Origin of the sequence: Pantoea latae, assembly GCF_002077695.1 — a bacterium.
Lineage (GTDB): Bacteria > Pseudomonadota > Gammaproteobacteria > Enterobacterales > Enterobacteriaceae > Pantoea > Pantoea latae.
Window position 1 is genome coordinate 68,651 of the sequence record NZ_MWUE01000025.1, and the last position, 24,711, is coordinate 93,361.

The following is a 24,711-nucleotide window of genomic DNA, read 5'->3' on the forward strand; positions in this document are numbered from 1 at the left end:
GCGCGACGCGCCTGCCAGCCCGATGAAATATGACCTGCGTATTGTTTCTGTTTCAACGGCAAAAGTCATCTGCGCGCGCGGGATTTTACGCCGGCGGCCCGCGCTGTTATGCTGCCGGTTCAATTAGCGAAAGAGACAGGTATCAAGATGACGACCCCTTCATTCGACAGCGTCGAATCACAAGCAAGTTACGGAATCGGTTTACAGGTTGGCCAGCAGTTGCTGGAGTCCGGTCTGCAGGGACTTCAGCCGGAAGCGCTGCTCGCGGGCCTGCGCGACGCGCTGGAAGGGAATTCGCCGGCCGTGCCGGTTGACGTCGTGCATCGTGCGCTGCGCGAAGTGCATGAGCGCGCCGAAGGCGTACGTCGCGAGCGCGTCGAGGCGATGGCGGCCGAAGGTCAAACCTTCCTGGCGGAAAACGCCCAGCGTGAAGGCGTCAACAGCACCGAATCGGGCCTGCAGTTCAGCGTGATCAAACAGGGCGATGGCCCGATCCCGTCACGTCAGGATCGCGTACGCGTCCACTACACCGGCAAGCTGATTGACGGCACGGTGTTCGACAGCTCGGTTGTGCGCGGCGAACCGGCTGAATTCCCGGTCACCGGCGTGATCGCCGGCTGGATTGAAGCGCTGACGCTGATGCCGGTCGGCTCGAAGTGGGAGCTGACCATTCCGCACAACCTCGCCTACGGCGAGCGCGGCGCAGGCGCCTCCATTCCGCCATTCAGCACCCTGATCTTCGAAGTGGAGCTGCTGGAGATCCTGTAATCTCCGCTGCTTTTCATTACGCAAAAGCCAGCCCCTGGGCTGGCTTTTTTACGCCCCTATCGCGGCTGCAGATCCACGCGCCACAGCGCAAAACCGATGGCGTCGCTGCCCTGCGGCTGCATCGGATACTGCGCATGGCTGCGGATAAACGCCGTCGCCTTGTCGCCCGGCGCGGTCTCAAAGCGAATATCGAGCGGCGCGCTGCTGCTAACCGGCGCCAGCCGCCAGTTGTTGTCCGCCTGTGGACGCACCTCGCCATGCGCCTTTGTCTCCGCGCTGATATAGGCCGCCACTACCGCGCGGTTCTCATCGGGCGCGGCGAAGGCGATATGGCTATCGCCGGTGCCGGCAAATGTGCCGCCGTAGGCGCGATAGTTATTGGTGGCGACCAGAAAGGTGGCGTGCGGATCGATCGGCTTGCCCTGCCACGTCAGGTTTTTGATGCGCGAGGCGTCTGGATGGATCAGCCGGCAGTCGTTGTTGTAGCGCGCCGGCTGGGTAACGTCGATCTGATAGCTGACGCCGTCGATGACGTCGAAGTTGTAGGTGCGGAAGTCCCAGTTAATCAGCGACTGCGCATCGCGGCGCTGTGGATCGATTTGGTTAAACTGGCCGGCGGAGCACTCCAGCCACTCTTTGACCTCGGCGCCGCTGACTTTCAACACCACCAGCGTATTCGGGTAGAGATAAAGATCGGCGGCGTTGCGGAAGGTGAGGTCGCCTTTTTCCACTTCGGTATAGCTGGCAGGATCGTTTTTGCGCCCGCCCGCTTTAAACGGCGCGGCGGCGGAGAGCACCGGCAGGCGGCCAAGATCGGGATCGCCCTGAATAAAATGCTCGACGTAGGCGCGCTGCGCGTTATTGACGATCTGCACGGTGGGATCGTCCTGCACCAGCGCGAGATAGCTGTACATCACGTCCGCCGATTTGCCGATCGGCTGCGCCACAAAGGTGCGCGTGGCGCGATGATCCTGTTCCAGCACCTTCACCAGCGCCGGATCCTCCGCCGCCAGCGACTTTTTCTGCGCCGCGTCGTAAATCGGGCGCGCTTCCGCTTTGCGGTCGCTGACCTGCCAGCGGCCGTCGTCATGGGTCAGCACCAAATCCACCACGCCGAGATGATCGCCCCACATGCCGGGCATCACCGCCGCCACGCCGTTCAGCGTGCCTTTTTCCACGTCCGCGCCTTTGATAGCGGCAAACTCTTTGCTGGGGAAAACCGCGTGCGCGTGGCCGAACAGGATCGCATCGATCCCTTTCACCTGGCTCAGGTAGTAGACCGAGTTTTCCGCCATCGCGTGATAGGGCTCGCTGCTAAGGCCGGAATGGGGGATCGCCACCACCAGATCCGCGCCCTGAGCGCGCATCTGCGGCACATAGCGGCGCGCGGTTTCGGTGATGTCCTCGACGCGCACCTTGCCTTGCAGGTTCGCTTTATCCCACACCATAATCTGCGGCGGCGCGAAGCCGATAAAGCCAATCTTCAGCAGCTGGCTATTGCCGTCGCGATCCGTTACTTCAATGGGCTCTATCAGCCAGGGTGTAAACATCGGCTGGTTGGTTTTCAGATCGATAATATTGGCGTTAACGTAGGGAAAGCGCGCCCCCGCCAGCGCTTTGCGCAGGTAAGGCAGGCCGTAGTTGAATTCATGGTTGCCGAGGTTGCCGACGCTGTAATCAAGCGTATTGAGCGCCTTATAAACCGGATGGATCTCGCCCTGCTGCAGCCCCTTCGCCGCCATATAGTCGCCGAGCGGGCTGCCCTGAATAATATCGCCGTTATCCACCAGCACGCTGTTCTTCACCTCCTGACGCGCGGCATGGATCAGCGTCGCGGTGCGCACCAGCCCGAACTTCTCGGTGGGGGCGTCTTTGTAGTAGTCGAAATCCATCATGTTGCTGTGCAGATCGGTGGTTTCCAGCAGACGAAGATCCACGGTGGCGGCGTGCAGGGCGGTTGAGAGGCCCAGCGCCAGAAAAGTCAGAGTCGGTTTAAACATGCATGCTCCTGCTGCAAAAAGGTAAGGCTCTCAAAGTAATGTAAAACAACGATGATGTGTCAGAGGAATACGTGATGGGATTCTCGTTTTAGCGGCTGAAACCGCTGAAAAGCGCGCGGCATGGCGCCAGGCCGCAATCTATGGTATTGATATTGTTAAAATATTGAGGGTTTAGCGCCTGGGAGGCCGGGCGGCAGCGCTGTAGCTGCTAAAATTTAACCGATGTGGCGCACGTTAACGCGTGCAGCAGCCACCGATCAGGAGGTGAACAATGTTAGAGCACATTTGCCAGCTGGCGCGCGAAGCGGGCAACGCGATCATGCTGATTTACGAGAAAGAAACGGCGATAGACGTTTCACGCAAATCCGACGACTCCCCGGTGACCGCAGCAGATATCGCCGCGCACGATATAATTCTGCAGGGGCTGCGGCAGCTGACGCCGGAAGTGCCGGTGCTGTCGGAAGAAGATCCGCCCGCCTGGAGCGAGCGGCAGCAGTGGCAGCGCTACTGGCTGGTCGATCCGCTCGACGGCACCAAAGAGTTTATCAAGCGCAACGGCGAATTTACCGTCAACATCGCGCTGATCGATCAGGGCAAACCGGTGCTGGGCGTGGTCTATGCGCCGGCGCTCGACGTGATGTACTCTGCCGCCGACGGCAAGGCCTGGAAAGAAGAGGGCGGCCACAAGACGGCGATCCACGCCCAGGCGGCGCGACCGCCGCTGGTGGTGGTAAGCCGCTCTCACGCCGACGACGAACTGAAAGAGTATCTGAAGCAGCTGGGCGAGCATCAGACTGTCGCTATCGGCTCGTCGCTGAAATTCTGTCTGGTGGCAGAAGGCAAGGCGCAGCTCTATCCGCGCTTTGGGCCGACCAACATCTGGGACACCGGCGCGGGGCACGCCGTCGCGATGGCGGCGGGCGCGCACGTGCATGACTGGCAGGGCAAAACGCTGGACTATGCGCCGCGCGAATCTTTTCTTAATCCTGGCTTCCGCGTGTCGCTGTTCTGATCAACACGGGAGGCGCATGCCTCCCGTTTTCTGTTACTGCTTCAGCAGCGTCCGCACTAGATCGATCACCTGCGTCACCTCCTGCTGCGTCAGCGCGCCATCTTTCACAAAGCGCACGCGGCCGTTTTTATCCAGCACCACAATCGCCGAGCCGGCGTCCTGTAGCTGCCAGGCGTGTTTAACGTTGCCTTTGTTGTCGACGATAAACTGCGACCAGGGATACTGCTTCTTATTGCTCTCAATGCTGCTGCGCACGAACATGCCGGTGCCGGGGATGGCGTCGTCGGTGTTGACGATGGTGGTGGTCTGATAGCGGTCGTGCGGGAACTGCGCCGCTTTAATCGCCTCAATCACGGCGGCATTTTTCTCTTTAGCGGAGGAGCGTCCGGCAATATGCTGTATCACGCGCACCTTGCCCGCCAGCTGAGCGCTGTTCCAGCGCTTATAGCTGAAATCATCCTGCTGATAAAGCAGCTCGCCTTTATCGTCGACGCCGACCGCAGGCACGCGTTCATCCGGTTTCAGAACGTGGGCGAAAACCGCGCCGGGCAGTAGAACCAGCGCAAACAGGGCACAGGCGAGTCGCATAGTGAATCTCCTTGAGTGATCCGACCAGTTAGTCATTTTTCTGCAATAGTAAGCGGGGATGATGCGCCTGTCTTGTTGAGGTGTCAGGTTTGTTATCTATGACACAATTTATTAACAAGCTTGGATTTATACTGTGTTGGTGACGCGTGATAACAGACTATTCTGTAATGATGTGTCAACTCAGTAAAAAAGTTCAGCTTTCGGAACATTAACCCCGTTAAGTGTTCTATAGTTTACCGGCATTTGCGCTTCATGGGCTCGTACCGAACTTGGAAACGGCGAAGCGTATTTAAATATATACAGGAGTTAGACAGCATGAAGATTTTCCAACGCTATAATCCACTGCAAATAGCGAAATATGTAAAAACGCTGTTCAAAGGAAGGATGTATATCAAGGACGTTGGCGCGTTCGAGTTCGACAAAGGGAAAGTGTTGATCCCGCGCGTAAAGGACGTACAGCACTTAAGCGTGATGTCCGAAATTAACCGTCAGGTTCTGCGCCTTCAGGCGGAGTTCAACTGACAAAAAGGGCGCCGTCGGCGCCCTCTGATTTTCTACTCTTCCCCTTCCGTGGCCTTCGCCACATTCAGCACCGGCGGACGATCGTCAATCCGCGTCACCAGCAGCTGATCGATGCGATAGCTGTCAATATCCACCACTTCGAACTTAAATCCGGCGAACTTGACGAAATCGGTACGTTTCGGGATTTTGCGCAGCATATACATCATAAAGCCGCCGATGGTTTCATAGTTGCCTGACTGCGGGAATTCGTCGATATGCAGCACGCGCATCACGTCGTCGATCGGCGTGCCGCCCTCTACCAGCCAGGAGTTCTCGTCGCGCGCCACAATCTGCTCTTCCATTCCCTGGCCGACCAGATCGCCCATCAGCGTGGTCATCACGTCGTTGAGGGTAATGATGCCCACCACCAGCGCGTATTCGTTCATGATCACCGCGAAGTCTTCGCCTGCGGTTTTAAAGCTTTCCAGCGCTTCAGAGAGCGTCAGCGTGTCCGGCACGATGAGTGCCGAGCGGATCTGCACGCCGCTGTTAAGCGCCATGCTCTGATTGCCCAGCACGCGCAGCAGCAGCTCTTTGGAGTCGACGTAGCCGACGATATGGTCGATGTCGCCGTCGCACACCAGGAACTTCGAGTGCGGATGCTCGGCAATTTTGGTCTTCAGCGTAGTTTCGTCTTCGCGCAGATCGAACCAGACCACGTTTTCGCGTGAGGTCATGGAAGAGGGAACGGTGCGCGATTCCAGCTCAAACACGTTCTCGATCAGCTCGTGCTCCTGCTTGCGCAGCACGCCCGCCAGCGCGCCCGCTTCCACCACCGCGTAGATATCGTCAGAGGTGATGTCGTCTTTACGCACCATCGGCAGCTTAAAGACGCGGAAGAAGACGTTCGCCAGGCCGTTGAACAGCCAGACCAGCGGGCTGAACACCAGCAGACAGAAGCGCATCGGGTTAATGATGCGCAGCGCCACCACTTCCGGCGCAATCATGCCGACGCGCTTCGGCGTCAGATCGGCGAACAGAATAAAGAAGCTGGTGACGATGATAAAGGAGCAGATAAAGCTGAGCTGATCGGCGAGCGCCGGCTCCATAAAGCGGCTAAACAGGCTGCTGAAGGCGGGCGAGAAGGCCGCGTCGCCGACGATACCGCCGAGGATGGCGACCGCGTTCAGGCCAATCTGCACCACGGTAAAGAAGGTGCCGGGCGTTTCCTGCATCTTCAGCACGCGCTGGGCGTTGATATTGCCCTCGTCGGCCAGCAGTTTAAGTTTGATCTTGCGGGCGGCCGCCAGCGAGATTTCCGAGAGAGAGAAAAAGGCGCTGATCACGATCAGCAACAAGATGACAAGCAAGCTATCTAACATAGGGTTTCCAAAGGGTTATCCACTTGTCATTTTTGGCCTGGGCAGCGCACGCAAAGGGCGTACCGTCTGTACTCACCTCTCAGTCTGGGCTATCCGTGCCAAAAATGTCTGCGCCTTATCGACAGAGCAGCGTCGGGGCAGAAAAAGAGCAGGCGAAGCCTGCGCCGCTGATTATAGCAGCAGCGCCCTCAAGGCCGCCAGAGTTCGCAGCGACCGCGTTTAGCTCAGATTAATCCGAGTGGCGCGCGCATCTGCTGCGCAGCGGTTGTATCGATCCGGTCATTTGCTGACAATGGGGCGCTATTTGGCTTTGTTGCCGTTTTTTCGCAGCCGCAGGCCGCTTTCTGCGGCTATGATGATGACAGCGCCGCTGCGATGTTCTTATCCAGGGATCTATATCACGCCCCGCGGAATAGGGGTCGGCATGATTAACAGGAGTACGCGTGCCACGAATTCACGTCTGTTTTATGACCTGCCTGCTGGCCGCCGCGCCGGTCGCTGAGGCAGCGAAAGTGCGCCTTGAAGTGCAAGGCTTAACCGGGGATCTCAACAAAAACGTGCGCGCCCGTCTCTCGACCATCGGCGCTGACGAGGTGTCGAACGACGGCCGCTTTCGCGCGCGCGTTTCAGAGGCGATTCAGCAAGGGCTGAAAGCGCTCGGCTACTATGAGCCCGATATCGATTTCGAGGCGCGTCCCGCGCCACCGCAGGGCGGTCGACCGGTGCTGATCGCCCATGTCAAACCCGGCGAACCGGTGAAAATCGCCGGCAGCACCATCGTGCTCGAAGGCGACGCGCTGCGCGATCCCGACTATCGGGCCTGGGTGAAACAGGGCACGCCGCAAAAAGGACGCCAGCTCAACCACGGCGAATATGAGAAGTTCAAAAGCGGCTTCTCGAACCTGGCGCTGCGCAACGGCTATTTCGACGGCAACTTTAAAAAGAGCCAGCTTGGCGTTTCTGTGGAGCGTCGCGAAGCCTTCTGGGATATCGACTACGACAGCGGGCAGCGTTATCGCTTCGGCGACGTCAGCTTTTCCGGCTCGCAAATCCGCGAGGAGTACCTGGAGAAGCTGGTGCCGTTTAAAAAAGGCGACAACTACAGCTCGCGCGATCTCGCCGAGCTGAACCGTCGTCTCTCGGCGACGGGCTGGTTTAACTCCGTGGTGGTGGCGCCGGAATTCGCGCAGGGGCGGAAAACCAAAGTGTTGCCGCTCAGCGCGGTGGTGTCGCCGCGCACCGAAAACACCATCGAAACCGGCGTCGGCTACTCCACCGACGTCGGGCCGCGCCTGAAGGCGACGTGGAAAAAGCCCTGGGTTAACGACAGCGGCCACAGTATGGCGGCCAGCGCCTATCTCTCTGCGCCGGAGCAGCAGCTCGACCTGAGCTATAAGGTGCCGCTGTTGAAAAGCCCGCTGGAGCAGTATTACATCTTCTCCGGCGGCCTGAAGCGCACCGATCTTAACGACACCAAAGCTGACACTTCCACGCTCGGGGTGTCGCGCTACTGGGAGAACAGCACCGGCTGGCAGAAGGCGATAAACCTGAAATGGAGCCTCGATCACTTTACCCAGGGCAGCGTCACCAACACCACCATGCTGCTCTATCCCGGCGTCAGCCTGAACCGCACCCGCTCGCGCGGCGGCCTGATGCCGACGTGGGGCGACTCGCAGCGCTACTCCATTGACGTCTCCGACACCACCTGGGGATCGGACGTCGACTTCCTGATCCTGCAGGCGCAGAACGTCTGGATCCGCACCCTGGCGGATAAGCATCGCTTTGTGGCACGCGGCAATCTCGGCTGGATCGAAACCAACGACTTCGAGAAGGTGCCGCCGGATCTGCGCTTCTTCGCGGGCGGCGATCGCAGCATTCGCGGCTACAAATATAAAGACATCTCCCCGCGCGACGAAGACGGCAAGCTGACCGGCGCTTCGAAGCTCGCCACCGGCTCGCTGGAGTACCAGTACAACGTGACCGGCAAATGGTGGGGCGCGGCGTTTATCGACTCGGGCGAGGCGGTCAACGACATCAAACAGAGCAATTTTAAAACCGGCGCGGGCTTCGGCGTGCGCTGGGCGTCGCCGGTCGGGCCGATCAAACTGGATATCGCCCGGCCGATTGGCGACAGCGAGGAGCATGGTTTGCAATTTTATATCGGACTGGGGCCTGAACTATGAAGCTGTGGAAAAAGGTCCTGATCGGCGTACTGATCTTTCTGCTGCTGTTACTGGGCGGCGTGGCGTTTTTAATCGGCACCACGCCGGGACTGCATCTGGTGCTGAACGGCGCGGCGCGCTGGGTGCCGGGCCTGTCGATCAAACAGGTGGACGGCGGCTGGCGTAATCTGACCGTCAGCGGCCTGCGCTATGAGATGCCCGGCGTCAGCGTTGACGCCGGCTCCTTTCATCTGGCGGTGGATCTTAACTGCCTGCTGCACTCCTCGGTGTGCGTCAACGATATCGCGCTGAAAGATGTCAGCGTGGTGGTCGACAGCAAAAAGATGACGCCCGCGCAGGAGGCGCCGCCGGAAGAGGAGAGCGGCAGCGGCGATCTCAGCACGCCTTATCCGATTACGCTGCGCCATCTCGGCCTGCATAACGTCAATGTGAAAATCGACGACACCGCCATCTCGCTGCTCGATTTCACCACCGGTCTGCAGTGGCAGGGTCGCGCGCTGACGCTAAATCCCACCCATATCCAGAGCCTGCTGGTGGCGCTGCCGAAAGCGACGAAGGTCGCCAACGAAGAGGTGGTGCAGCCGAAGGTACAGCAGCCGCAGCCGGATGAGAAGCCGCTGGGCGAAACCCTGCAGGCGATGTTTGCGAAGCCGCTGCTGCCGGAGATGCCCGACTTTCGTCTGCCGCTCGATATCGACGTGCAGTCGATCCTTGGCGAGCAGCTGCGCCTGACCGGCGACACCGACATTGCGGTCAGTCGCCTGCTGCTGAAGGCGAAAACCGCTGACCGCAAGCTGCAGCTGCAGACGCTGGACATCGACTCTAACCTTGGCCAGCTCAACGGCAGCGGCGATGCGACGCTGGCAGACAACTGGCCGGTGAATTTCACCCTTAACGGCACGGCCAACGTCGATCCGCTGAAGGGCGAGAAGATCAAACTGGATCTGGGCGGCGCGATGCGCGATGAGCTGAAGCTGGGCCTGAATCTTTCCGGCCCGGTGCGCGCGCAACTCGACGCCACCACCCAGCTGGCGGCGGTGGGACTGCCGCTGTCGCTGCACCTCACCAGCCCGCAGCTGCGCTGGCCGCTGACCGGCACGGCGCAGTACCAGGCGGACAATCTCGACTATCAGTTCAAGGGCAAGGCCACAGACTACGTGATGTCGCTGCGCACGGCGGTGAAAGGAGAGGGCCTGCCGCCCGCCACCGTCGCGCTGGACGGCAAAGGCAACGTCGAGCAGTTTAGCCTCGACAAGCTGCGTCTCGGCGCGCTGCAGGGCAACGTCGATCTTACGGCGCTGGTGGACTGGAGCAAGGCGATCAGCTGGCGCAGCGAGCTGACGCTCTCCGGCATCAACACCGCACGCCAGTATCCCGACTGGCCGGCGAAGCTGGACGGCAAAATCGCCACGCGCGGCAGCCTCTACGGCGGCAGCTGGCAGGTGAGCGTGCCGCAGCTGCAGCTGAAGGGCAACGTCAAGCAGAACGCGGTCAGCGCCGACGGGTCGCTAAAAGGCAACAGCTACAACCAGTGGGATATTCCTGGCGTGCACATCGTGCTGGGCCGCAACAATCTGGATGTGAAAGGCTCGCTGGGCGACGCGCTTAACCTCGACGCCACCATCGACGCGCCGCACCTCGACAATGCCCTGCCGGGGCTGGGCGGCGTTGCCAAAGGCACCATCAAGGCGCGCGGCACGCTGCAGGCGCCGCAGCTACTCGCCGATCTCAACGCCACCGGGCTGCGCTGGCAGCAGCTGCAGATCCGTCGCGTGACGCTGGACGGCGACGTGCGCTCCAGCGATCAGGTCGCCGGCAAGCTACAGCTGCGCGTCGAGCAGCTGAAGCAGGATGCGCTGACTATCAGCCTGCTGACGCTCAACGCCGACGGCAATGAAAAAGCGCATCAGCTCAAACTTAACGTGCAGGGCGAGCCGGTTTCCGGCCAGCTGGCGCTCAACGGCAGCTTCGATCGCCAGCAGCAGCGCTGGCAGGGCACGCTTAACAACACGCGCTTTGAAACGCCGGTCGGCGAATGGCGACTGACGCGCGCGATGGCGATCGACTACCTCAACGCGAAGCAGACCGCCACCATTGGCCCGCACTGCTGGCAGAACCCCAATGCTCAGCTCTGCGTGCCGGAGCCGGTTGAAGCGGGTCCGAGCGGCCACGCCCATATCCAGCTCAACCGCTTCGACCTGGCGATGATCAAGCCGTTCCTGCCGGATGAAACCCAGCTGGCGGGCCTCTTTAGCGGCGACGCGCGCGTCAACTGGACGGCGGACGGCGCGCTGCCGACCGGCACCCTCTCGCTGAAGGGCAGCGGCGTGAAGGTGCGGCAGGATGTGCAGGGCAATACGCTGCCCATCGACTTTAACGCGCTGAACCTCAACGCGGCGCTGCGCAACGGCCGCGCCGATCTCGACTGGCTGATCCGCATCGCCAACAACGGCCAGCTCGACGGCAACGTGCAGATCGGCGATCCGCAGAACCGTCGTACGCTGGCGGGCAACGTCAACATCCGTAATATCTCGCTGGCGATGCTCAACCCGGCGCTGATGCAGGGCGAGAAGATCAAAGGTAACCTCAACAGCAGTCTGCGCCTCGGCGGCAGCGTGAAGCAGCCGCAGATCTTCGGCCAGCTTGGCCTGCAGGGCGTCGACGTCGACGGCAACTTTATGCCGGTCGATCTCACGGCTGCCAATCTGAACATGGTGTTCAACGGCATGAGTTCGACGCTGAACGGTCTGGTGCAGACCGCGCAGGGCAACATCAACCTCAACGGCAACGCGGACTGGAGCCAGCTCGACAACTGGCGCGCGCGCATCGCCGCGCAGGGCAGCCGCGTGCGCGTCACCGTGCCGCCGATGGTGCGCATGGATGTCTCGCCGGATCTGGTGTTCGAGGCGACGCCGGCGGCCCTCAGCCTGGACGGCAGCGTTGATATTCCCTGGGCGCGCATTACGGTGCAGGAGGTGCCAGAGAGCGCGACGGGTGTCTCGTCGGACGAGGTGCTGCTGGATAAAAACCTGCAGCCAATTCAGCCGAAAACCGCCGCTATCCCGATTAACAGCAATCTGGTGATCCACGTCGGCAACGACGTGCGCCTCTCTGCCTTCGGCCTGAAGGCGAAGCTCAACGGCGACCTGAAGGTGGTGCAGGACAGAACCGGTCTCGGCCTCAATGGCCAGATCAATATTCCGTCCGGGCGTTTCCACGCCTACGGTCAGGATCTGATCGTGCGCAAAGGCGAGCTGCAGTTCGCCGGTCCGCCGGATCAGCCCTATGTCAACCTGGAAGCGATCCGTAATCCTGAGGCGACAGAGGATGACGTCACGGCGGGTCTGCGCGTCACCGGGCTGGCGGACGAGCCGAAGGTCGAGGTGTTCTCCGATCCGGCGATGTCGCAGCAGGAAGCGCTTTCCTACCTGCTGCGCGGTCAGGGATTAGGCTCTGACGGCGATGGAAACGCATTAACCTCGGCGTTAGTTGGGCTGGGGGTTGCACAAAGTGGTCAGGTTGTGGGTAAAATCGGTGAGACGTTTGGCGTCAGCAATCTTGCCCTTGATACGACTGGGGTTGGCGACAGCCAGCAGGTGCAGGTCAGCGGCTATGTGCTGCCGGGTCTACAAGTAAAATATGGCGTCGGCATTTTTGATTCACTGGCGACCTTGACCTTGCGTTATCGCCTGATGCCCAAACTCTATTTGGAAGCCGTGTCCGGTGTGGACCAGGCTCTTGATTTGCTCTATCAGTTTGAGTTTTAGCAATGCGAATAATTGTCTACGGCAGTTTACGGCGCAAACAGGGAAACAGTCACTGGATGACGAATGCGCAATGGCTGGGGGATATGCAGATTGAGGGCTATGCGCTCTACAGTCTCGGCCATTATCCGGGCGTGATCCCGGGCGAAGGAACCGTCTATTGTGAAGTTTACCGCATCGACGCCACCACGCTGGGCGAACTGGATGCATTGCGCACTAAGGCTGGCGAGTACAAGCGCCAGCTGATGCAAACGCCTTACGGCAGCGCATGGCTCTATGTCTATCAGCGCCCGGTAAAGGGACGTCAGCGCATCGCCAGCGGCGACTGGCTGCGGCGCGACGACCCTCCGTCAGACGCATAAACAAAAACACCGTCCAGAGGACGGTGTTTTTTATCTGCGGCCTTAAAGAGCGGGTGATATGGGCCGAAGAGCAAAGCGTCCCGCGTCAGGGACAAAAACGCCGGGAGCGTTTTTGAACAACGCAGCGCGTTGGCCCGGCTACGGGCGCACCTCAGGGATGAGGTGCGTAATCGCGCGGGCCGAGCTGGCATGGATGCCGCTTTTTGCGTCTTTGCGATCGGCCCATATCACCCGATCACTCACCCGGCGCACAAACAAAAACACCGTCCAGAGGACGGTGTTTTTTTATCGCTCGGCGTCAGATTATTTCTGCTTTGCGCGTTCGAAAGAGGAGATGATTTCAGCTTTCGCCACTTCGGCGTTGTCCCAGCCTTCCACCTTGACCCATTTGCCTTTTTCCAGCGCTTTGTATTGCTCGAAGAAGTGGGTGATCTGCGCACGCAGCAGTTCCGGCAGGTCGTTCACATCTTTGATGTGATCGTACTCTTTAGTCAGCTTGGTGTGCGGCACCGCAACCAGTTTGGCGTCTTCGCCAGACTCATCGGTCATCTTCAGCACGCCAACCGGACGGCAGCGGATCACCGAGCCAGGCTGCAGCGGATACGGGGTTGGAACCAGCACGTCAACCGGATCACCATCCAGCGACAGGGTGTGGTTGATGTAGCCGTAGTTGCACGGATAGAACATCGCCGTAGACATGAAACGGTCCACGAACAGGGTGCCAGACTCTTTGTCGACTTCGTATTTGATCGGATCGGCGTTCGCCGGGATCTCAATGACAACGTAGATATCTTCTGGCAGTTCTTTACCTGCAGGCACCTGGTTCAAACTCATCGGGCATTCCTTCAATAGTCATATGTTGAGTGTCGGCTATTATAGCCAACTGCCTGGGAAAGTATGCCCCAATTTTGACGTTTCGGAATGGTCCACGCCTTACTTCGCGGTGACAAACAGCGAGACGATCCCCGCAGCAATCAGTGGTCCGACCGGCACGCCGCGAAAGAAGGCGACGCCAATCACCGTGCCGATTAATAAGCCGCCGATCACCGAGGGCTGCACGCTCATAAAGTTGACGCCGCGGCCGCCGAGCCAGGCGACGAAAACGCCCACCAGAATCGCCACGATCGACTGCCAGTTAGCGAAGGATTTCAGCAGCGACGAGGCGGGCAGCGAGCCGCTGGCGAGCGGCGCCATCACCGCCACCGTCAGGATAATAATGCCGAGCTGAATGCCCTGCTTCTCCACGTAGGGGAAAAACTGCGACAGCGGCGTCAGCTTGATCGCCAGCAGGATCAGAATAGAGATAGTGACCGCGCTGTTGTGAACGAAATAGCTCAAGACCGCGAGGCCGATAAGAATAAGAGTCGAGGCGTACGCAGCCATGAGTTCTCCCTGAAAATAGATGAATGCGCAGACGGACGCCCGCGCGTAAAAAACAGACCGGCTTCATTTATCAACAATCTGCGCGCCAGACGCAACTGCCTTTATTGCGGCAGCGTGCGCAAACAAGGGTGATCATCAGGCAAATAACCATCAAGAGCGATAAAGTTTCCCTGCGCAACTGCCGATAACTTGTTCGTTTTAGGGCTGCTGGATTCTCTGCCTTTTTATAAGCAAACGGAAAACAACATCATGAAAAAGCTCTCACTACGCACAGGACTCTTAGCTTTACTCGCCTTTATGACGCTGCTGCTGCTGGCGGTCAGCGTGATGGGCATTATTGCCATTAACAAAGGAAACCGATCGCTGGATGTCATCAACCGCATTCAGGGCATCGAACTTAACGCGCTCTATCAAAGCAACGGCGATCTGATGCGCGCGCGCGCCACCGCCGCGCTGGCGGTGCGCAAAATCGAGATCGGCCTGCTGGACGAAGGCGCCGCCTCGGTAAAACAGGCGCAGACCGACGTCGCCACCTCGCAGCAAAATATGAAGGCCTTTATTGCGGCCGGAACGGTCACCGCGCAGGGTAAAAAGCTGGCCGATGAGGTGGTGGCCTCCTACAACGCCTATCTGGCGCAGGGCATCAGGCCGATTATGGATGCGCTGGAAAAACAGTACACCGATGAATATTACAGCGTGCTGGAGGGCAATCTCGCCCGGCTGGCGACCGCCTACAGCACGGCGGTGGCGGCGTTCGGCAGCTACGCCGATCAGGTGACGGAGGCGCAGCTGGCGCAGGCGGCGTGGAATGAAACCCTGATGAAGACGCTGATCGGCGCGGCGGTGGCGCTGACGCTGCTGCTGTTCGCGCTGGCGTGGCTGCTGATGCGTCGTCTGCTGCTGCAGCCGCTTAACCGCGCCATCGCGCATCTGGAGCAGGTGGCGGCGGGGGATCTCTCGCAGACGCTGCCGCCCGCCGGCGACAACGAACTGGGCCGCCTTAACCGCGCCTTAGGGGAGATGCAGCAGGCGCTGCGCGCGCAGGTGAGCCAGGTGCTTGACGCCAGTATGCAGATCGACGTCGGCAGCCGCGAGCTGGCGGCAGGCAACGTGCATCTTTCCCAGCGCACCGAAGAGTCGGCGGCGTCGCTGGAGCAGACGGCGGCCAGCATGGAGCAGCTGACTGCCACGGTTCGTCTGAACGCCGCCAACGCACAGCAGGCGCATAAGCTGGCGAACAGCGTCTCCGACACCGCCGATCGCGGCGCGGAGGTGGTGTGCTATGTGATGGAGAAGATGCAGGAGATCACCGACAGCGCCAACCGCATCGGCGATATCCTCGGCGTGATCGACAGCATCGCCTTCCAGACCAATATTCTGGCGCTGAACGCCTCGGTGGAAGCGGCGCGCGCAGGCGAGCAGGGACGCGGCTTCGCCGTGGTGGCGAACGAGGTGCGCACCCTGGCGCAGCGCAGCGCCAACGCGGCGAAAGAGATCCGCGGGCTGATCGCCGAGTCGCAGTCGCGGGTGAAAGAGGGCAGCGATATGGCGACGCGCGCCGGGGAAACCATGGATGAGATCTCCAGCGAGGTGATGCGCGTGACGACGCTGATGAAAGAGATTTCCATGGCGTCCGATGAGCAGAGCCGCGGCATCGAGCAGGTCAATCAGGCGGTGACGCAGATGGATGAGGTGGCGCAGCAGAACGCGGCGCTGGTGGAGCAGGCCACGGCGGCGACGCAGTCGCTGGAGGCGCAGTCGCAGCATCTGCAGTCGACGGTGTCGCTGTTCCGGCTGGAAACGGCGTAAAAGAAAGGGCGCGAGATTCGCGCCCTTGTCTAGACCGAGTCCGCTTTTACTGCGCCGCGTCCGGGTATTCGCGCAGGAAGCGCTCGACGTCGTCGACCATCGCGTTGTTGCCGCAGAAGAACGGGCAGCGCTGATGCAGGGTTTCCGGCTGGATATCGAGAATACGCTTCGCGCCGTCGCTCGCCTTGCCGCCCGCCTGTTCGGCGAGGAACGCCATCGGGTTGCACTCATAGAGCAGACGCAGCTTGCCGTTCGGGTGGCTGGCGGTGCTCGGATAGAGGTAGATGCCGCCTTTCAGCAGGTTGCGGTGGAAGTCCGCCACCAGCGAGCCGATATAGCGCGAGGTGTAAGGACGATGAGTGTCGTGATCCTCTTCCTGGCAGAACTTCAGGTACTTCTTCACGCCCTGCGGGAAACGAATATAATTGCCTTCGTTAATCGAGTAGGTGTAGCCCGTCGGCGGATAGGTCATACGCTCGTGGCTCAGGCAGAAAACGCCGAGCGACGGATCGTAGGTAAAGGCGTGCACGCCGCAGCCGGTGGTATAGACCATCATGGTGGACGAGCCGTAGACGACGTAGCCCGCTGCGACCTGCTTGTGGCCCGGCTGCATAAAGTCCGCTTCGGTCACCGGGGTGCCCGGCGCGCTGACGCGATGGTAGATAGAGAAGATGGTGCCGACGGAGACGTTAACGTCGATATTGGAAGAGCCGTCGAGCGGATCCATCAATACCACATATTTGCCGTGCTCAACCCCTTCGAAGATTACAAACTCATCCTCTTCTTCCGATGCGATCCCTGCCACGATGCCGCGCGCTTTTAGCGCCGCTTTCAGCTTTTCGTTGGCGAAGAGATCCAGCTTCATCTGCTGTTCGCCCTGAACGTTTTCAACGCCGCTGGCGCCGAGAATATCGACCAGGCCCGCTTTATTGATGTCGCGATGAATAATCTTCGCGCCCAGCTTGATAGCGGAAATCAGCGCCGTCAGTTCACCTGTAGCGTGAGGAAAGTCGTGCTGTTTCTCGACGATAAATTCGCCTAACGTTTTCATAACACATTCCCTGAATCTTCGATGGAGTGGCAGCCTGCCTGGCAAACCGCCAACGTTTGCGTACGCAGTTTAGCCGATTGAACTTCAAAAACCATAGTCCTAATCCGTTTCTTAACGCTGCGAGCGGGGTTACACTGTGCGCCGAACTTTTGAGTAATGGATCTCGTTATGCGCATTCATATCCTTGGGATTTGCGGCACGTTTATGGGCGGTCTGGCGATGCTGGCACGTTCCCTCGGCCATCAGGTGACCGGTTCGGACGCCAACGTTTATCCGCCAATGAGCACGCTGCTGGAGCAGCAGGGCATTGCATTGACGGAAGGTTACGACGCCTCCCAGCTCGACCCCGCGCCCGACCTCGTTATCATCGGCAATGCGATGACGCGCGGCAACCCCTGTGTAGAGGCGGTGCTGGAGCGCAGCATTCCCTATCTCTCCGGCCCGCAGTGGCTGCATGACTTTGTACTGCGCGACCGCTGGGTGGTCGCAGTAGCAGGAACCCATGGCAAAACAACCACTTCTGGTATGGTAGCCTGGATCCTGGAGTCGTGCGGACTGGAGCCGGGCTTTATCATTGGCGGCGTGCCGGGCAACTTCGACGTCTCGGCAAAATTAGGAAAAAGTCCATTCTTCGTCATAGAGGCGGATGAATATGACTGCGCCTTCTTCGACAAGCGTTCCAAATTCGTTCACTACGCGCCGCGCACCCTAATCCTCAACAACCTTGAGTTCGATCATGCGGATATCTTCGACGATCTGCGGGCTATCCAGAAGCAGTTCCACCACCTGGTGCGTATCGTGCCGGGCCAGGGCAAGATCCTGCTGCCGGAGCACGACCACAACATTCGCCAGGTGATGACGATGGGCTGCTGGAGCGAGCAGGAGAGCGTCGGCGAAGGCGGCCGCTGGCAGGCGAAGAAACTCGTGCCGGACGCCTCGCGCTGGGAAGTGCTGCTCGACGGCGAAAGCGTCGGCGAGGTGAACTGGTTGCTGGTGGGCGAGCACAACATGCATAACGGCCTGATGGCGATCGCCGCCGCGCGTCACGTCGGCGTGAAGCCGCAGGACGCGGCGCAGGCGCTGGACAGCTTTATCAACGCGCGCCGCCGTCTGGAGCTGCGCGGCGAGGTGAACGGCATCAAGGTGTATGACGATTTCGCCCATCACCCGACGGCGATTCTGGCGACGCTCTCTGCCTTGCGCAGCAAGGTCGGCGGCCGGGCGCGCATTCTGGCGGTGCTGGAGCCGCGCTCCAATACCATGAAGATGGGCGTGAGCAAAAACGACCTGGCGCCGTCGCTGGCGCGCGCGGACGAGGTGTTCCTGTTCCAGCCGCACCATATTCCGTGGCAGGTCTCTGACGTGGCCGAGGCGTGCATGCCGCCGGCGCACTGGAGCGCCGATATCGATACGCTGGTGGAGATGGTGGCGAAAACCGCGCAGCCGGGCGACTCGATTCTGGTGATGAGCAATGGCGGCTTTGGTGGCATTCATCAGAAGCTGCTCGATCGACTGGCTTAATCGATCAGGCGTCCGGCGACGGGCGCCTTTTTATTAATGAATTCGCTAATTATCAGCGGGTTATTTATTCTGTAGCGAAAAATCCACCCCTTAATATTTGAAACCGATCGGTTTACTCTTTCTGCGGTTGCCAGTTTTAACTTTTACCTGTCATCAATAAAAAGGATTGCGGCGCCGATTATTTCTAGCATCGGTCGTGCTGCCATATAAGAAATAAACAGTTTTCCGGTTAGTGAAATAAATAACAGGTGTTGATGATGCAATCATGCTTATTTTGGTATGCGGGTTAAATATAAGTTAATGACCACTATTCGTCTGCTTATTCTTTTAAACTTGCCTCATTGTATGAAATAAGGATGTTATTATGGGAAAAAATAAATTATTGCGCGCCTCTCTGGGTATCGCGCTGCTGCTGGGCTCGACGGCGGCGCTGGCCACCGCGACGGTGGACTACCGCCATGAGTACCGCCTGCGCGATCGTACCCATTACGATAAGCTGGGGCTGGCCACCACCTTGCCGGATGATATGTTTATTGGCGTAGAAACCAAATTCAAAACCGGCGGCGCCGATGCGAAAGATAAATTTTACAACGACACCGTATTGAACGTTGTAGAAGTCACCTTTCTGAAATCCTACTACTGGGGCAACTGGACGCTTTCGCCCTTTATTCAGCCGGAATTTAACTCGGCGCGTACCGAGTGGAAATTCGGCGTCGCGCCCTGGTATAAAATTAATGACCAGTGGTATCTCGGCGGATTATATCGCCTTGAGCTGACCGACTATGCGCATGAAGATAAATGTCGCACCGGCGGCATCGATTATTGCGACACCGATCGTCACCGCACCGCCAATCGCTTCGATATCTATTTACGTAATAAAAGCGATCGGCTGACCACCACCTATAAGCTGGTCTATAAACATGCGGATGCGAAGCTGTTCGCAAATAAACACGATGACTATGAGCAGGAGTTGCAGTTCGACTATGCGCTAGGCAATGATCGCGCCTGGGTTCCCTATGTCACCTTTGGCGATATTGGTCGCTCTTCAACCTCCAGCGAGCGTCAGCTGCGACTGCGCGCCGGCATTGCCTACATTTATCGTTAACCGCTGGCAGGCGGGCAGCGTTGCCCGCCTTGCACAGGCTTAGCTTTCCGCCAGCTCGCGCAGGTACTGGAAGATCTGACGTGACGACTTCGGCGGCTTATTGCCCGCTTTCTCTTTCTGCGCGTTGCGGATCATGCTGCGCAGCTGCTGGCGATCGGCGTGCGGATAGAGGGTGATCACCTCGTTCATCGCCTCGTCGCCCTGGTCGATCAAGCGATCGCGCAGCGCTTCCAGCTTGTGGAACAGCGCCACCTGCTGGTTGTGACGGTTCTTCAGCTTATCCAGCGCCTGGCGAATCGGATCGACGTCGCGCGCGCGCAGCATTTTGCCGATCAGCTGCAGCTGACGGCGGCGGCCCTCTTTCTTGATGCGCTGCGCCAGCTCGATGGCGGCCAGCAACTCTTCATCCAGCGGGATCTTCTCCAGGGCGTTCTTGCCCAGATCGACCAGTTCGGCACCCAGGCGTTTTAGCTCTTCAGCGTCGCGTTTAATTTCGCTTTTACTGACCCAGATAATCTCTTCGTCTTCTTCTTCCTGATTATCTGGCACATCGTCGAGCCACTCATCGGGCTGTTTGGTCATTTTCTGGGCTCCCCTAAAAAAAGAGGCTAATCCTATCAGTTTATCGGGTGACTGCGAAATTGTTCTCTGACTCTGATAGACTCAAAACTTTCATACATAAGATTAGACGGCAGGCCGATGAACGTATCTACTCAGGTTGCAGAACAGCGAAAAGTGTTGGAACAGGCAGTGGCGCAGGCGCTGGATCTGGCGAAAGCCAGCACCGACGGCGCGGAAGTGGCAGTGACCAAAACCACCGGAATCGGCGTCAGCACCCGTTACGGCGAAGTGGAGAACGTCGAATTTAACAGCGACGGCGCGCTCGGCATCACCGTTTATCATCAGAACCGCAAGGGCAGCGCCTCCTCTACCGATCTCAGCCCGGAAGCGATCAAGCGCACCGTGCAGGCGGCGATCGATATCGCGCGCTATACCTCGGCGGATCCGTACGCTGCACCGGCGGACGCCGAGCTGCTGGCGTTCGAGGCGCCGGACCTCGATCTTTATCATCCGTGGGAGATCGACGCCGATCGCGCCATTGAGCTCGCCGCACAGGCGGAGCAGGCGGCGCTAAAGGCAGATGCGCGCATCACCAATACCGAAGGCGGCAGCTTCAACAGCCACGTCGGCATTAAGGTGTTCGGCAACAGCCACGGCATGCTGCAAAGCTACTGCTCCAGCCGTCATTCGCTCTCCAGCAGCGTGATCGCCGAGCAGGATGGCGATATGGAGCGCGACTACGCCTACACCATCGGCCGCGCCTTCGAGGATCTGCAAAGCCCGGACTGGGTCGGCGCAGAGTGCGCGCGTCGCGTGCTGTCGCGCCTGGCGCCGCGCAAACTCTCTACCATGAAGGCGCCGGTGATTTTCGCACCGGAAGTTGCCACCGGCCTGTTCGGCCATCTGGTCGGCGCCATCAGCGGCAGCAGCGTCTACCGTAAATCGACCTTTCTGCTGGATGCGCTGGGCCAGCAGATCCTGCCGGAGTGGCTGACCATTCAGGAGCAGCCGCATCTGCTGAAGGGGCTGGCGTCAACGCCGTTCGACAGCGAAGGCGTCCGCACCCAGGCGCGCGACATCATTAAAGAGGGCGTGCTGCAAACCTGGCTGATGACCAGCTACTCGGCGCGCAAGCTGGGGCTGAAAAGCACCGGCCATGCGGGCGGCATTCACAACTGGCGCATCGCCGGCCAGAGCAGCAGCTTCGACGATCTGCTCAAGCAGATGGGACGCGGTCTGGTGGTGACTGAGCTGATGGGCCAGGGCGTCAGCGCCATTACCGGCGACTATTCGCGCGGCGCGGCGGGCTACTGGGTGGAAAACGGGGAGATTCAGTATCCTGTGAGCGAGATCACTATTGCAGGAAATCTCAAGGATATGTGGCGCAATATCGTCACGGTCGGTAACGACATTGAAACCCGCAGCAACATACAATGTGGTTCGGTGCTGCTGCCGGAGATGAAAATCGCCGGACAATAATAATACTCGCTTCCCGAAAGCAGCCGCTCTGGCTGCTTTTTTTTTGCCCACAATAAAAAGGATACACCGATGCGTAAGCATGTGATTGCAATGTTATCTCTCTCTTTGCTGTTCGGAAGCGCCAGCCTCTACGCGGCGGATCTGGAACATGACATGGACACCCTGAAAGCGGGGCTGAACACCGTGATGAAAACCAGCGACGCGCAGGAGATGCAAAAGGCGCTGGGCGAGATGCGTCAGGCGGCGCAAGACGCCAAAAAATCGACGCCGGAGAAGCTGGAAGGAGAGCCGGCCGACAGCGCGCAGATCAAGGACTACCACGCCGGGCTGGACTCGCTTATCGCCCAGATTGACGTGGTCGACCAGTTGGCGAAAGCCAACAACGTCGACGGCGCCAAAGCTGAAGCGAAAAAGCTGGCGGATATCCGCAACGCCAACCATAAAAAATTCCGCTAACGGCCAGGCCGGTCGGCGCGACCGGCTTTTTTTCGTCATCAGCTTTTCTTATCTCATCTTTTATGGCCTGCGCGCAGCGCGGCGGTCCATGCACGCTTCTCTTTTGACACCCGCTTTTCGCTTTTAAAGCGCGCATAACGCGGCTTGTATCACACAATCCGTGCGTCCTGCGATCTGGCGCACAGCATCCACTGCGATTTCCGTTTCGAGGCGGAAAAAGTGCGTCTGCACTTCCACCGCGCTACGCCGTAATTTATTCGCAACGCGAATTTTCGTGAACAGGAGTAGCAAGGTGAGCAGCAACGAAGCTTCGGTACGGCAGACCACGCCGGATGAGATTGAGGCCCTGACCCACAGGGTGATGGCGCAAATCGCGGCGCTCTACGCCCAACACGCTATCGCGCCCAACGCGGTGCAGCAGCAGATGCTGGCGTCGCACGTACGCGCCATGGCGCTGCGCTCGCTGACCGGCGAACCCCTTCCAGAAGTCGACGCGGAGCTGTTTGAGGATATATCGCCGGAAACCATGCAGCTGGCGCAGCAGGTGGTCGATCTGTTCGGCAATCTGCCGCGCGAAGAGGCCTGGCTTCTCTCCGTCCATATAGAAGTGGCACGTTCCAACTAATTGTTAAATGAGGAAATCATCATGGTAACCGTAGTCATTGGCGATCGTTTAGGTAAAGGACAGAAAGTGGCCGCAGGCATCGAAAAAGCGGGCGGACGCGCCGTGGTGGTGCCGGGCGTGGCGGCGGACATGAAGCTGGGCGACGTGATGAAGGCGGAAAACGCCGACTTCGGCATCTCCTTTTGCGGCAGCGGCGGCGCGGGCGCCATTACCGCCCAGAACAAATATGGCTATAAAGCGCGCCACGGCATGCGCTCTATCGACGAAGGGGTCACCGCCATTAACGAAGGCGCCAACGTGCTCGGCTTCGGCTTTATGGACAAAGAAGAGTTAGGCGAGCGGCTGGTGCAGGCCTGGAACAAGAAGCACGGCAGCTGACCATGAAAGAACAATACGTTACTCAGGTGACGGTGCAGGGCAAAGGCGACAGCAAAGAGAAGGCCTTTGCCGATGCCCTGAGTCGCGTGCAGAGCCAGGTGCTGCGCGCGACGCAAAAAATTCTGCTGCGCATTGAACCCCAGGATGTACGGGTGCTGCGCGCGCAGGAGAGCGTCCGAACGGAGAAGTTCCTCTTCTTTTTTCTGGCGCGCCAGCGGCGGACCTACAGCGTTGAGCTGGAGATTACCGTCAGCGTCACCGTGATCGATACCGCACAGGTGGCATTCACGGCGACACCGTAAAAACAGACGACAACAAAGGTAAAAAACATGTTTTTAATCATTTTGTTTAAGTCGTTGATCATTGGGGGGCTGGTGGGTGTGGGCGTTGGCGCCGGTGCGGCGCGCATGTTCCACGCGCCGACGTCGCAGGGGATGGGCGCGTTCCGTACGCTGGGCGAGCTTAACTCCTGCGAAGGCGATCCCGCGTCGCACTTCTCCTTTGGTCTCGGCTTTTTCTTCAATGCCTGGGCATCTTCCGTGGCGGCAGGCTCCTTCACGCAGGACGTCGATCACCGCATTATTCCTAACTGGGGCGCGGCCGCGCTGATGATAAAAAACCGCAACCTGGCCGAAACCCTGCACGACCCGAAAAAAATGGCCATCGCCTGCGGCATCATCGGCATGATCGTGGTCGCCTTCCTCAACTCCACCGCCTCGGCGGTGCCGGCCGCGCTGCAGGTCACCGCGGTGAAAGTGCTGGTGCCGGCGGCCAACCTGCTGGTCAACACGGTGATGCCGGTGATCTTCTGGCTGGCGGCCATCGACGCCGGGAAAAAATCGGGCTTCTGGGCGACGATTTTCGGCGGTCTGGCGCAGCTGATCATGGGCAACGCCGTTCCGGGCCTGGTGCTGGGCATTCTGATCGGCAAAGGCGTGGAGGAGAGCGGCTGGAACAAAGTCACCAAAGTGATGATGGTGGCGATCGTGCTGCTGTTCGTGCTGAGCGGCTTCTTCCGCGGTTTCGATATGAAGCTGCTGCAGTCCTTCCAGTTGGGCATTCCCGGCTGGCTCGACATGATCCATAACTCTCTGAGCGGCAAGTGAGGCTAGCGTCATGACTGAAAATAAAGGCTTCTGGTACGCCGACTGGTCTTTTCCCATCTTCGTCGGCCTGCTCTCGTCGGGCGTGTTCGCCGGCACCCATATGTACTATCTCTACGGCATCGGCGCGTTTAACGAAGTGGCGTTCGTCTCTATGCTGCGCGCCGGAATGGAAACCGGCGTCTATGGCGCGGTGGCCGCCTTCGGCGCGAGCTTCCTGTTTGCGCGCATTATCGAAGGCTCGCTGGTGGGCATCCTCGACATCGGCGGCGCTATCCAGACCGGCGTCGGACTGGGCGTGCCGGCGCTGCTGCTCGGCGCGGGCATCGTCTTTCCGGTGGCAAACTTCGCCGCCTCGCTGGCGACTGGTCTGGTGATCGGCCTGGCGATTGGCTACATCATCATTCTGACGCGCAAGTTCACCATCAACCAGAGCGACTCGACCTACGGCGCGGATGTGATGATGGGCGCGGGCAACGCCTCCGGCCGCTTTTTAGGGCCGCTGATCATTCTCTCCGCTATGGCGGCCTCGATCCCGATCGGCCTGGGATCGCTGCTCGGCGCGCTGCTGTTTTACCTGTGGAACAAGCCGATCACCGGCGGCGCGATCCTCGGCGCCATGATCCTCGGCGCGATCTTCCCGGTCGCCATCTAGAGCTAACGGCGGCTCGTCAGCGGGC

The 24,711-nt window shown here is 59.4% G+C and carries 23 protein-coding genes; 16 read left to right on the plus strand and 7 right to left on the minus strand.

Features of this window, described 5'->3' with window-relative positions:
- Nucleotides 1-147 precede the first annotated feature (147 nt).
- Complete coding sequence (gene fklB, locus B2J69_RS16670; protein WP_081140763.1) at nt 148-768, plus strand: FKBP-type peptidyl-prolyl cis-trans isomerase; 621 nt, start codon at nt 148-150, stop codon at nt 766-768.
- A 56-nt stretch (nt 769-824) separates the two neighbouring features.
- Here fklB and B2J69_RS16675 read toward each other — a convergent pair whose 3' ends face one another.
- On the minus strand, nt 825-2,768 hold the full coding sequence (locus B2J69_RS16675; protein ID WP_081140764.1) for a bifunctional 2',3'-cyclic-nucleotide 2'-phosphodiesterase/3'-nucleotidase: 1,944 nt from the start codon (nt 2,766-2,768) through the stop codon (nt 825-827).
- 271 nt (nt 2,769-3,039) lie between these two features.
- Between B2J69_RS16675 and cysQ the strand changes: the two genes are divergently transcribed.
- Nucleotides 3,040-3,780, plus strand: a complete 741-nt coding sequence (gene cysQ, locus B2J69_RS16680) for a 3'(2'),5'-bisphosphate nucleotidase CysQ (protein WP_081140765.1) — start codon at nt 3,040-3,042, stop codon at nt 3,778-3,780.
- A gap of 33 nt (nt 3,781-3,813) precedes the next feature.
- Here cysQ and B2J69_RS16685 read toward each other — a convergent pair whose 3' ends face one another.
- Nucleotides 3,814-4,368, minus strand: coding sequence for a YtfJ family protein (locus B2J69_RS16685; protein ID WP_081140766.1), 555 nt, complete (start codon nt 4,366-4,368; stop codon nt 3,814-3,816).
- Nucleotides 4,369-4,683: 315 nt separating this feature from the next.
- Between B2J69_RS16685 and B2J69_RS16690 the strand changes: the two genes are divergently transcribed.
- The gene (locus B2J69_RS16690; RefSeq protein WP_081140767.1) at nt 4,684-4,890 is read left to right on the plus strand and encodes a DUF1107 domain-containing protein; all 207 of its coding nucleotides are present in this window, start codon (nt 4,684-4,686) and stop codon (nt 4,888-4,890) included.
- A gap of 32 nt (nt 4,891-4,922) precedes the next feature.
- Here the strand turns inward: B2J69_RS16690 and B2J69_RS16695 are convergent, their stop codons facing one another.
- Nucleotides 4,923-6,251 (minus strand): hemolysin family protein, encoded by a 1,329-nt coding sequence (locus tag B2J69_RS16695; RefSeq protein ID WP_081140768.1) that lies wholly within the window; start codon nt 6,249-6,251, stop codon nt 4,923-4,925.
- 467 nt (nt 6,252-6,718) lie between these two features.
- Between B2J69_RS16695 and tamA the strand changes: the two genes are divergently transcribed.
- Genes tamA through B2J69_RS16710 form a run of 3 tightly spaced genes read left to right on the plus strand, consistent with a single transcriptional unit; the run spans nt 6,719 to nt 12,560 of the window.
- The gene (gene tamA, locus B2J69_RS16700; protein ID WP_174580921.1) at nt 6,719-8,434 is read left to right on the plus strand and encodes an autotransporter assembly complex protein TamA; all 1,716 of its coding nucleotides are present in this window, start codon (nt 6,719-6,721) and stop codon (nt 8,432-8,434) included.
- On the plus strand, nt 8,431-12,201 hold the full coding sequence (tamB, locus tag B2J69_RS16705; protein ID WP_081140770.1) for an autotransporter assembly complex protein TamB: 3,771 nt from the start codon (nt 8,431-8,433) through the stop codon (nt 12,199-12,201). Before tamA ends, tamB begins: the two co-directional genes overlap by 4 nt.
- A gap of 2 nt (nt 12,202-12,203) precedes the next feature.
- Nucleotides 12,204-12,560, plus strand: a complete 357-nt coding sequence (locus tag B2J69_RS16710) for a gamma-glutamylcyclotransferase family protein (protein ID WP_081140771.1) — start codon at nt 12,204-12,206, stop codon at nt 12,558-12,560.
- 303 nt (nt 12,561-12,863) lie between these two features.
- Here the strand turns inward: B2J69_RS16710 and ppa are convergent, their stop codons facing one another.
- Together ppa and B2J69_RS16720 are read right to left on the minus strand one after the other, a co-directional pair.
- Nucleotides 12,864-13,394, minus strand: coding sequence for an inorganic diphosphatase (gene ppa / locus B2J69_RS16715; protein ID WP_081140772.1), 531 nt, complete (start codon nt 13,392-13,394; stop codon nt 12,864-12,866).
- Nucleotides 13,395-13,493: 99 nt separating this feature from the next.
- On the minus strand, nt 13,494-13,943 hold the full coding sequence (locus B2J69_RS16720) for a DUF441 domain-containing protein (RefSeq protein ID WP_081140773.1): 450 nt from the start codon (nt 13,941-13,943) through the stop codon (nt 13,494-13,496).
- 249 nt (nt 13,944-14,192) lie between these two features.
- Here B2J69_RS16720 and B2J69_RS16725 point away from each other — a divergent pair, with 249 nt between their 5' ends.
- Nucleotides 14,193-15,752 (plus strand): methyl-accepting chemotaxis protein, encoded by a 1,560-nt coding sequence (locus B2J69_RS16725; protein WP_081140844.1) that lies wholly within the window; start codon nt 14,193-14,195, stop codon nt 15,750-15,752.
- Between the two features lie 46 nt (nt 15,753-15,798).
- Here the strand turns inward: B2J69_RS16725 and fbp are convergent, their stop codons facing one another.
- Complete coding sequence (gene fbp, locus B2J69_RS16730) at nt 15,799-16,803, minus strand: class 1 fructose-bisphosphatase (RefSeq protein WP_081140774.1); 1,005 nt, start codon at nt 16,801-16,803, stop codon at nt 15,799-15,801.
- Nucleotides 16,804-16,971: 168 nt separating this feature from the next.
- Here fbp and mpl point away from each other — a divergent pair, with 168 nt between their 5' ends.
- Nucleotides 16,972-18,324, plus strand: coding sequence for a UDP-N-acetylmuramate:L-alanyl-gamma-D-glutamyl-meso-diaminopimelate ligase (gene mpl / locus B2J69_RS16735; RefSeq protein WP_081140775.1), 1,353 nt, complete (start codon nt 16,972-16,974; stop codon nt 18,322-18,324).
- Between the two features lie 364 nt (nt 18,325-18,688).
- The gene (locus B2J69_RS16740) at nt 18,689-19,429 is read left to right on the plus strand and encodes an oligogalacturonate-specific porin KdgM family protein (RefSeq protein ID WP_081140776.1); all 741 of its coding nucleotides are present in this window, start codon (nt 18,689-18,691) and stop codon (nt 19,427-19,429) included.
- A 39-nt stretch (nt 19,430-19,468) separates the two neighbouring features.
- Here B2J69_RS16740 and yjgA read toward each other — a convergent pair whose 3' ends face one another.
- Nucleotides 19,469-20,011, minus strand: a complete 543-nt coding sequence (gene yjgA, locus B2J69_RS16745) for a ribosome biogenesis factor YjgA (protein WP_081140777.1) — start codon at nt 20,009-20,011, stop codon at nt 19,469-19,471.
- Between the two features lie 117 nt (nt 20,012-20,128).
- Here yjgA and pmbA point away from each other — a divergent pair, with 117 nt between their 5' ends.
- From pmbA to B2J69_RS16785, 7 genes are all read left to right on the plus strand, one after another.
- Nucleotides 20,129-21,469, plus strand: coding sequence for a metalloprotease PmbA (gene pmbA, locus B2J69_RS16750; RefSeq protein ID WP_081140778.1), 1,341 nt, complete (start codon nt 20,129-20,131; stop codon nt 21,467-21,469).
- 69 nt (nt 21,470-21,538) lie between these two features.
- A complete protein-coding gene (gene cybC / locus B2J69_RS16755) occupies nt 21,539-21,925 on the plus strand; it encodes a cytochrome b562 (RefSeq protein WP_081140779.1) in 387 nt (128 codons plus the stop codon).
- 292 nt (nt 21,926-22,217) lie between these two features.
- Nucleotides 22,218-22,550 carry a glycine dehydrogenase gene (locus tag B2J69_RS16765; protein WP_081140781.1) on the plus strand — a complete coding sequence of 111 codons (333 nt, stop codon included), beginning with the start codon at nt 22,218-22,220 and terminating at the stop codon, nt 22,548-22,550.
- Between the two features lie 21 nt (nt 22,551-22,571).
- Nucleotides 22,572-22,928 carry an SFCGS family glycine-rich protein gene (locus B2J69_RS16770; RefSeq protein WP_081140782.1) on the plus strand — a complete coding sequence of 119 codons (357 nt, stop codon included), beginning with the start codon at nt 22,572-22,574 and terminating at the stop codon, nt 22,926-22,928.
- Nucleotides 22,929-22,930: 2 nt separating this feature from the next.
- Entirely contained in the window at nt 22,931-23,230 is a 300-nt protein-coding gene (locus B2J69_RS16775; RefSeq protein WP_081140783.1) for a DUF4312 family protein, read from the plus strand.
- Between the two features lie 27 nt (nt 23,231-23,257).
- The gene (locus B2J69_RS16780) at nt 23,258-24,034 is read left to right on the plus strand and encodes a DUF4311 domain-containing protein (RefSeq protein ID WP_081140784.1); all 777 of its coding nucleotides are present in this window, start codon (nt 23,258-23,260) and stop codon (nt 24,032-24,034) included.
- 10 nt (nt 24,035-24,044) lie between these two features.
- Nucleotides 24,045-24,686 (plus strand): DUF4310 family protein, encoded by a 642-nt coding sequence (locus B2J69_RS16785; protein WP_081140785.1) that lies wholly within the window; start codon nt 24,045-24,047, stop codon nt 24,684-24,686.
- Nucleotides 24,687-24,711: the final 25 nt, after the last annotated feature.